At 36.0% G+C, this 9,670-nt stretch carries 6 protein-coding genes; all 6 read left to right on the top strand.

The window, feature by feature from the left end; translation table 11 throughout:
- Positions 1-3,447, top strand: a 3,447-nt coding sequence (locus V4538_08415) for a T9SS type A sorting domain-containing protein (GenBank protein ID MES2381049.1), incomplete at its 5' end; no start/stop codon positions are given.
- Between the two features lie 93 nt (positions 3,448-3,540).
- On the top strand, positions 3,541-6,108 hold the full coding sequence (locus V4538_08410) for a TonB-dependent receptor (protein ID MES2381048.1): 2,568 nt from the start codon (positions 3,541-3,543) through the stop codon (positions 6,106-6,108).
- Between the two features lie 4 nt (positions 6,109-6,112).
- Entirely contained in the window at positions 6,113-6,937 is an 825-nt protein-coding gene (locus tag V4538_08405) for a DUF4249 family protein (GenBank protein ID MES2381047.1), read from the top strand.
- Between the two features lie 53 nt (positions 6,938-6,990).
- Positions 6,991-7,959: a FecR domain-containing protein gene (locus V4538_08400; GenBank protein MES2381046.1), complete on the top strand. Its 969-nt coding sequence runs from the start codon at positions 6,991-6,993 to the stop codon at positions 7,957-7,959.
- On the top strand, positions 7,959-8,561 hold the full coding sequence (locus V4538_08395) for an RNA polymerase sigma-70 factor (protein MES2381045.1): 603 nt from the start codon (positions 7,959-7,961) through the stop codon (positions 8,559-8,561). Before V4538_08400 ends, V4538_08395 begins: the two co-directional genes overlap by 1 nt.
- 88 nt (positions 8,562-8,649) lie before the next feature.
- Positions 8,650-9,516, top strand: a complete 867-nt coding sequence (locus V4538_08390; protein ID MES2381044.1) for a T9SS type A sorting domain-containing protein — start codon at positions 8,650-8,652, stop codon at positions 9,514-9,516.
- Positions 9,517-9,670: the final 154 nt, after the last annotated feature.

The raw sequence follows: 9,670 nt of genomic DNA, 5'->3' as shown, positions 1-9,670 counted from the left end.
ACTATTGGCGTAGCAGGTACATTTACAAGCTCGGCTACTTTTACTTCAGGTACTATTGTTGTTACCGGTAATACTTTTAATTTTAATGGAACTGGTGCACAAACCGTAAATGCATTTAACTATAACGTACTAACAATTAGTGGTGCAAGAACAACTAATAATGTAACACTATCTCCTACCGGAACTATTGCCATTGCAGGTAATTTAAACAATACGGCTACTTTTACTTCAGGTGCATTTATTACTACCAATAGCAATATCAGCTTAACAGGTGCTGCACAAAATATACCTAACTTTACTTTTAACAATTTAACCTGTGCAGGTACAAGTACCAAAACCGCTACAGCTGATATTACAGTAAATGGAATATTAACCATTAACAGTGGTGTTACTTTAAACATGGTTACCTTTACTTTAAACGGAGTAGCCAGTACAAGCGGAACAGGAACACTAAACACGCAAAGTGTAGCTACTACACCTATTCCAAGCGGAGAAACATGGACATGCTCTGTAGTATACAATAGTGCAAGTACACAAAACATAGTAGCAGGTGATTACACCAATTTAAATGGTACTGGTGGAAACAGGGTATTGGCAAACACAGGTACTATTGGCATTTCAGGTACATTTACAGTGGGTTCAGGTACATATACCAACACCGGCTCAACTATTGATTTTGATGGTACCGGAACTCAAACAGTTCCTGCGCTTAGTTATAATAATTTAATCATTAGCGGAGCAAGAACTACCAATAACGTGACAATATCTGGTGTGGTAAACATTGCAGGTACTTTTACTCCTTCAGCTACTTTTACCTCCGGTGCTTTTGTAAATACTGGAAGCACTATTAACTACAATGGTACAGCTGCACAAACAGTTGGTACTTTCAACTATAATAACTTAACCATTAGTGGGGCAAGAACAACCAACAATGTTACTTTAGCCAGCAGCGGAATCATTAACATTGCCGGTACATTTACGACTTCAGCTACCTTTACTTCGGGTGCAATTGTAAATACAGGAAGCACTATTAATTTTAATGGAACAACAGCACAAACCGTACCTGCTTTCAGCTATAACAACTTAACCATTAGCGGAGCAAGAACCACAACCAATGTAACATTAGTAAACGGAGGTACCATTGCTATTGCAGGTACATTTACTCCTTCAGCTACTTTCAGCACCGGTAATTATGTGGTAACAGCAAACACTGTTAACTTTAACGGAGCAGCACAAAATATTCCGGCCTTTACTTTTACCAATTTAACCTGTAGTGGTTCAGGTTCAAAAACAGCAACGGGTAATGTAGTAGTAGGTGGTGCTTTAAATATAACAGCCAATACATTTATCATTAACGGAAATCAACTTTCGTTAAATGGAACACTAACCGGAACTCCTGTTTTTGTTGGTTCATCATCATCGGTTTTAAGTATTGCAGGTACAGGAGCATTAGGCTCAAATATTAATTTCAGCCAATCATCAACCAGTACACGCTCATTGCTAAACTTAGTTATTAGCAGAACATCAAGCACTATTACATTAGCCAACCCGCTTGAAATAATAGGAACGTTAACAATGAATAACGGAACATTAGCAAGTGGCGGAAACTTAAAATTGATTTCATCACTAAACAGTACTGCCCGTATTGCACAAGTACAAGGCACAGGAGCTGTAACAGGTAATGTAATAGTACAACGTTTTATCAATGCTTCTGCACGCAGATACAGGTTCTTATCATCACCTGTGAGCAACGGTACTTTAGAAGACTGGAGAGGTGACATATTCCTTACAGGAAATAACTTACCAACAGCACACCAAAGTACAACAGTTGGAGGAGGTTTGAACTGGGGTTTTGATGCAACATTGAGTAACCAGGCTTCAGTATTTACCTATAACGAAACAGTATTAGGTAATTTAGATTTAGGTTATACCGAAGTAAAAAACAACACAACCTCACTAACCAATGCACCATTAACAATAGGTAGAGGCTACAGGGTATTTATAAGAGGAGACAGAAGTAATATTGGACGCTTAAATGGTGGTAACAATACCCAGAATGCTGTAACAATGGATGTAGTAGGAACACTTAATACAGGTGATATTGCTATGCCGGTTACATTTACCAATTCAGGTACATTGTCCGATGACGGCTGGTGTTTGGTAGGTAATCCTTATGCTTGCGAATACGATTGGAATGCTTTATGGGATGCAGGTAATAGCGGTGGTAACAGTGGTACTTTCTATACCAATGTTGACCCTACTGTTTATGTTTTCGATCCTAACTCTAACTCATTTAAAAGCTACAATGCAGCATCTAACTCAGGTACTATTTCAAATGGTATTATTGCATCAGGACAAGCATTCTTTATTAAAGCAACAGCTGCTTCGCCAGCTTTAACTTTTAAAGAGCAGTTTAAGGCATTAGGCGTTCCTACCGCTATGTTTAAAACAGGTAGTGGCAGCACCGATGAATTCAGCATACGTTTAAAATACGACTCAATCAACTATGATGATTTCGTTATGAAATTTATTTCGGGTACTACCAAAAACCATGACAGATATGACATTGTTAAGTTTACAAATCCTAACTTTAACTTAGCGAGCTATGGTCGCGATAGCATTTATCATGCATTAGATGCAAGACCACAAATAACTGCCAACGATACTATTTTATTAAATGTAACAGGTGTTAATGGTACACATAAATTAATCGTACAAAACATTCCTGCTACTGGTAAATACTTTTATCTGGTTGATAAATTTTTGAACTTGAAAGTGCCGCTAACTAATGCTGTTGAATATGTATTTACCATACAAACAGCCAATGCAAAATCGTTTGGAAAAGACAGATTTCTTATTTTAGTATCAAATAGCGCTACACTTCCTGTTAAAATCAGCTCATTTAATGCGCAGTTAGTAAACAACAAAAAAGCACAGGTTAACTGGGTTACCTCATTAGAAATAAACAATAACTACTTTGAAGTACAAAGAAGTATTGATGCCATTAATTTTGAAGTAATAGGAAAAGTAAAAGGAAATGGAAGCACCAATAAAACAATTAACTATAGCTACGATGACGATATTTCAGCAGTAAATGCAACAACCATTTACTATCGTTTAAATCAAATTGATTATGATGGTACCAGTACATTATCGTCCATTAAAGCAGTTAACCACGAGTTAGAAATAAGTAACGAAAATACTTGCCAGATATTCCCTAACCCGGCAGTTAACAAAGTAAATCTAACATTCAGCAAAACAATAAGCGGTAAAGTGGAGATAAAAATATTCTCGCAACAAGGTTTATTGGTAGATGTAATACCAGTGAATCCTGCTACCAACCCAACTTTCGAAATTGATTTGGGCCACCTGGATTCAGGATGTTATATTTTAGAAACACTTGACAGCAACAACAATAAATTTGTCACAAAAATGCTTAAACTATAAAATGCTTTTAATTTATTAAGCAATGCTTAGTTTTGCTGAAAGATGCAAAAGCTTAAAGTAAAAAGTAAAAACATATATCCAATTTATAAAACCATGCTTACACATAGCTTTAGCTATATAGTAAGCATGGTTTTGTTTTTTTGTATCAATACTTCCCTATTTGCTCAAAACACAAACATTTCATTAAAAATAAAAAAACAATCTATTGCCAATATTATTAATGAAATAGAAAAAAAATACAATTACCATTTTGCCTATAGTATTGATAAAATAGATTTAACCAAAATCAAAAGCATTACAATAAAAAATGGAACCATTGAACAAACGCTCAACCAACTTTTTTACAATACCAATATAGCTTATCAAATAAGCGGAACCAATGTTGCTTTATTTATTAACCCCAATGCTACTTTTACCATAAGCGGTTATATAAGAGAAGCAGGAACAGGAGAGCTTTTAATTGGCGCATTGATAGATACCAAACCCAATAAAGCAGTAACTACAACCAATGCTTACGGTTTTTTCTCTATTACATTACCGGGTGATACCTACGAAATTTCATTCTCCTATTTAGGATTTAAAAATCAGTTAAAAAAACTGGTATTAGATGAAAACATACAGCTGACCGTTTTACTCAATGCCTCATCCAACCTGAGTGAAGTATTGATAAAAGGCGCACAAAATAATTACCAGCGTACACTCAATAAAGTAGAAATACCGCTTAAAGAAGTAGCCGATATACCTATGATTTTAGGAGAGAAAGATCCGGTAAAATATTTAATGCTAATGCCCGGCATACAAAAAGGAAGTGAAGGCAACAGCTATATGTATGTAAGAGGAGGTGGACCTGATCAAAACCTTATATTGATTGACGATGCCGTGATATACAATGCCTATCATTTTTTAGGACTTTCCTCACTTGTATCAGGAAGTGAGTTACGCAGTGCAGAGTTAATTAAAGGGGGTTTTTCTTCCAAATATGGAGGCCGTTTATCGTCCGTGTTAAACATGAGTTTAAAAGATGGCAACAGGGAAAAATTTGGTGCAGAAGCAAGCATGGGAATACTAGCATCAAAAATAATTTTAGAAGGCCCTATTGTTAAAAATAAATCATCATTTATGTTTTCGGCAAGGCGTTCTTATATTGACCAAATATCAAAAGTACTGAACGATGTAAACGGAGAAATAAATTATTATTTTTACGATATACATGCTAAAATAGCCACGGAGTTAAACAAAAAAAACAGGTTAATTGTAAGTGGTTATGCCGGCTACGACAACTTTGCCACCACCTCCGACAACCCTACTGGCGAAGGAATAACCTGGGGTAACGATGCAGCCAGTATCAGGTGGACGAGGCAATACAATGCCAAATTGTTTTCCAATACCTCATTAACCTATAGTAATTATAACAATAAAATTAATATGGGTGCCATAGGATTTAATAGCGAACAAACTGTTTCAACCATACGTTCATCAGTTATTGATAAAGGGCTAAAAATAGATTTTGATTATATACCCAATCCTAAACACCATATTAAGTTTGGTACCAGTTATACAGAGCATGAGTTAAATCCAACAACAACCATTGACGATTTAACCAACCATACAACTGTTAAAAATGGCACCCCCTATTTTGCTGACGATGTAAGCATGTACGTTGAATCACAAACACAAATTACCAATAAGTGGACCATTATTCCGGGAATGCGGTTTAGCTATTTTAAAACCAATACCGGTTATTTCAGAGCAGAACCCCGTTTCAATACCATTTATCAATTACCCAAAAACTGGAACATCAATGGCAGTTATTCACTCATGAATCAATACATGCATTTAATACCATTGCTCAGTGGTTTTGGTTTACCCAGCGACCTCTGGGTAGGTAGCAACAACGATATTAAACCACAACGCGGCCATATTATTACCGCAGGCGTTTTAAAAAATTCAATTAAAAACAGTTCTGTTTCATTTGGTATAGAAGGCTACTATAAAATTATTACCGATGTAACAGCCATGAAAGATGGAGCATCCCTCTTTCAGTTATTAGCATTAAATGCAAATGGCCCTGAAGTAAGTAATGTAAGCGATTTATTAACACAAGGCAAATCGAATGCATACGGAGTTGAATTCATGGTTAAAAAAGAAGGTAAAAAATTGTCGGCCCAATTGAGCTATACCATATCAAAAACAGAAATGGAATTCAGTACCATTAACAGGGGCGAAAAATTTGCTGCTTCATACGACAGGCTGAATGACCTGGGTATATTTATAACTTATAAAACCAACAAACATTTCTCCTTTGCTGCCAGTTGGATTTACGGAACAGGAAGCCCTATTACACTACCTGTATCAGAGTTTATTCCCATATCAGGAGTACCTGGTCAGGGAGCATTCCCTGTTTATTATTACGACAGTAAAAACAATGTTCAGCTAAAAGCTTACCACCGCCTTGATGTGTCGTTTCAATATACCCATACCATAGCCAAAACCATTATTAGTAATATAGAGTTAAGTTTATTCAATACCTACAACAGGCGTAACCCGCTTTACTATAGAATTGAATATATAGACGATGGCAACGGAAACGGTAAAAGAGTATTAAAACAAACCAGTTTATTCCCAATATTACCTTCATTAAGTTGGACCTTAAAATTTTAAAACCATGCTAAAGTACCTATTTATAATTGGCATATTGCTACAACTGATTAGCTGCGATTCACAAGAAGATGTAGATATAACTATTCCATTCCAAAAAAAATTAGTGGGTGGCGTAATTATAGGTACCAGCGATGCCACCATTGCTGCATCATTAACCTATACTACCCCCGTTTATAATCAGCAAACATCAGTAGAACCGGTTATTGTAACCAATGCAAACGCCTTTGTAAACGAAGGCAGTAACCAATACCATTTAACTTTTGATGAACCCACAGGGACCTACAATACCTCGTTAAATGGGGCAAGTGTGCAAGTTGGGCAAACATACCGGCTAATAGTAAGCGATGGAAACGAAACCGTAACAGGGCAAACAACCATACCCGATGGTGCCGATGTAAAGTTAACAGTGCAATTTGACAGTGCATTCAGGAATAACTATTTTTACCATGCTAACTTCAATTGCCAGCTGCTTTCCGATAAAAAACAATATATCCGTTTAGTGCCTACCCTTTTCTTTGATGATTCAACCCAAATAGAAATGTTAATGCCGAGCTACACCTCTATTATTCAATTAAACCAGGGACAATCATTTAACAGTAATTTTGGGGCCCACAAAATTTTTCAGGAATCAAAACCAATAAGAATTGAATGTAAGGTATTGGTTTGTGACGAAGCCTATGCAAAATATTTTAACACCACAACCTCGGCTAGCTTATACAATGTTTTGCCCATAGGAGAACCCAATTTTGCCTATAGTAATTTAAGCAATAAAGTAGGCGTAATAGCTTCCTATAACCTGACAAAAACATTTTACTTCCAGTTGCAGTAATTTTTTTTATTTCATAGGTAGGGGTAAAATAATTTAATATTGTCGTACCTATTATGAATGAGCAAGAAAAAACAGAACTTATTACAAAAGTACTTGCCGGAGAAGCCTCTACTGATGAAATAATCGCCCTCACCAACTGGCGCAATGAAAGTGATGCAAATAATAAGTTTGCAGCGCAAATAGAGTCTATTTGGAATAACACCAATACACCAAACGACAATATAAATGTAGACGAAGCCTGGCAAAAAGTAGCCCAGAAAATAAAGACAAAAAAACAAGCTTCCTTCCAAACCATATTTTTGCGTATAGCAGCCATATTGATACTGGTTGCAGGAGCAGGTTTATTTTTAAACAAATGGCTGCAGTCAAACGCATTCAATACTTTGCAAACCGCTGCCAACGAAAGCAAAGAAATTACCCTACCCGATGGTTCCATTGTATGGTTAAATAAAAACTCAAGCATTAGCTACAACAACGATTTTAAAGGCAACTCAAGGAATGTAGAGTTACACGGAGAAGCATTTTTCGAAGTACAAAAAAATCCGAATAAACCATTTGTTATTACCACCAAATATGCGGTTACACAAGTATTAGGCACCTCCTTTAACTTAGTGGCATACGATAGTTTAACCGAAACAACACTAAGCGTTAAAACAGGTAAAGTTTCATTTACAGCCAACAAAACCAATCACCAGTTAGTTATTACGGCCAATGAAAGTGCGGTTATAAATGAACAGGGACAAGTACAAAAAGATGAAGCATTTAACAATAATGCCATGGCTTGGAAAAACAAAGAGCTCGTATTTAACAATGCTCCATTTAACGAAGTAGTAAAAGCCATTGAAAAATACTATGCCATAAAAGTTACCATCAGCAATCCTAAAATTAACAATTGCCACTTCACAGGTCAGTTTAACAATGCCCCTTTAAGCGAAGTACTAAACATTATAAGTAAAACACTTCAGATAAGCTATACACAAAACAGCAATACTATTGATTTTAACGGAAAGGGGTGCGAGTAATGGAAGCAGCAACACATCAATTACATACCGACCAATCAATACTGCAACGCTTACAACAAAACGATGAACAAGCGTTAGAGCTGCTGTTTAAAACCTATTACAAACCATTACTACGTTTTGCAAAAACCATTGTTAAAGATGCCTCACAGGCAGAAGATGCAGTACAAGACGTATTTGTTAAGATATGGGAAAAACGAAACGATTTATCCATTACACTTTCATTTAAATCCTATTTATACATGGCCGTACGAAACCATTGTTTTAACACCTTAAAACTAAACGAAAGAAAATATTGGATGGACGAAGGAATGGAAAATGATGAACAATTAGCCGTAAACAATACCGAAGATAATTTAATAGCCAAATCATTGAACCATCAAATACAACAAGCTATTGAATTGTTACCCGATAAATGTAAGCTCACATTTCAATTAAGCCGTTTCGAAAACATGAGCTACAAAGAAATTGCAGAAACCATGAATGTATCAGTTAAAACAGTAGAAAACCAAATGGGTAAAGCACTTTCCGTATTGCGTAATCAGTTATCGCCATACCTGCAAATAAGCATAGCCATTGCTTCTCTTATAAACTGCATACTATAAACAAATAGCATTGAAGTTAAAGTAATTATCAAATATTACATAGCAACAATGCAACGCTTTAAACCTTAAAATTTGACTATCAAAAGTTATGAAAAAATTATATTATACATTAGCCCTTTTGTGTGGCTTAAGTACCGCTGCATTTGCCCAAGTTCCTAATCCCGGTTTCGAGTCGTGGGACTCCCTTTCCATAGTAAACAATAAAAGAATATACAACCCAACAGGTTGGTTTAGCACCAATGCCGACATGGTAGGAAATGGTTTTGAGCAGCCCGTTACCATGTCGACCGATGCCAGAACAGGTACCTATGCGGTACAAATTACAGCGAGTTTAGACGATGCCGGTAAACAAGCAGCTATACTATCAACAGGGAGTTCCGTTAGTTTTGATTTCAGTAAAGACCAAGGAGAAAAAATTGCATTACAAGGAAAAATAAAATCGTTTCAATTGTATTACAAATACCTGACCGCTATCAACGATTCATTTATGGTTTATTTAGCCATGTATAAAGACGGACAATATTACGGGCAGGCTTATACTAAGAGAGGACAAGCAAACACCTATCAAAAGCTGTTAGTTGAGTTAAACTATCCATCCACAGTAGCCCCACCTGATAGCGCTAAGCTTTTCATTTTTGCATCAACACAAAACAATGCCGGAAGCATATTAACCATTGACGATGTAAGCATTGGTTACGCAAACACCGGCATAGCCAACATAACAAAAAAACGTTTAGGAGTTTATCCAAATCCCGCAAAAAACAACATTACCGTTAGCGACAACGATATGCAAAATGCAAGCTACAAAATTATAGACAACCAAGGTCAGGTAGCACAAGAAGGCATATTAGAAAACAACCAAATAAATACCGCCAACTTAACACAAGGTGTTTACATGATCCAAATGGAAACACCTACAGCAGACTACCAACAAGTAAAATTTATAAAAGAATAAGGTAACGACACTAGGTTACCTTATTCTACCCCCATTAGTACAAAAGAATATTATGCCAATCATTCAAATAGGTGATTGGCATTTTTAATGTAAGCCGTTAACATTACTCATTCAGAACAAATGAATAAAATGATTTATACTATTGCTGAAAAAT

Source organism: Bacteroidota bacterium, assembly GCA_040388375.1.
Lineage (GTDB): Bacteria > Bacteroidota > Bacteroidia > UKL13-3 > UKL13-3 > JAAFJM01.
This window is presented reverse-complemented; position numbering and strand designations above follow the sequence as displayed.

Coding starts and splice junctions, on each gene's coding strand:
- V4538_08405 (MES2381047.1), top strand. CDS start 6,113: ATGCTAAAGTACCTATTTATAATTGGCATATTGCTACAACTGATTAGC.
- V4538_08410 (MES2381048.1), top strand. CDS start 3,541: ATGCTTACACATAGCTTTAGCTATATAGTAAGCATGGTTTTGTTTTTT.
- V4538_08395 (MES2381045.1), top strand. CDS start 7,959: ATGGAAGCAGCAACACATCAATTACATACCGACCAATCAATACTGCAA.
- V4538_08390 (MES2381044.1), top strand. CDS start 8,650: ATGAAAAAATTATATTATACATTAGCCCTTTTGTGTGGCTTAAGTACC.
- V4538_08400 (MES2381046.1), top strand. CDS start 6,991: ATGAATGAGCAAGAAAAAACAGAACTTATTACAAAAGTACTTGCCGGA.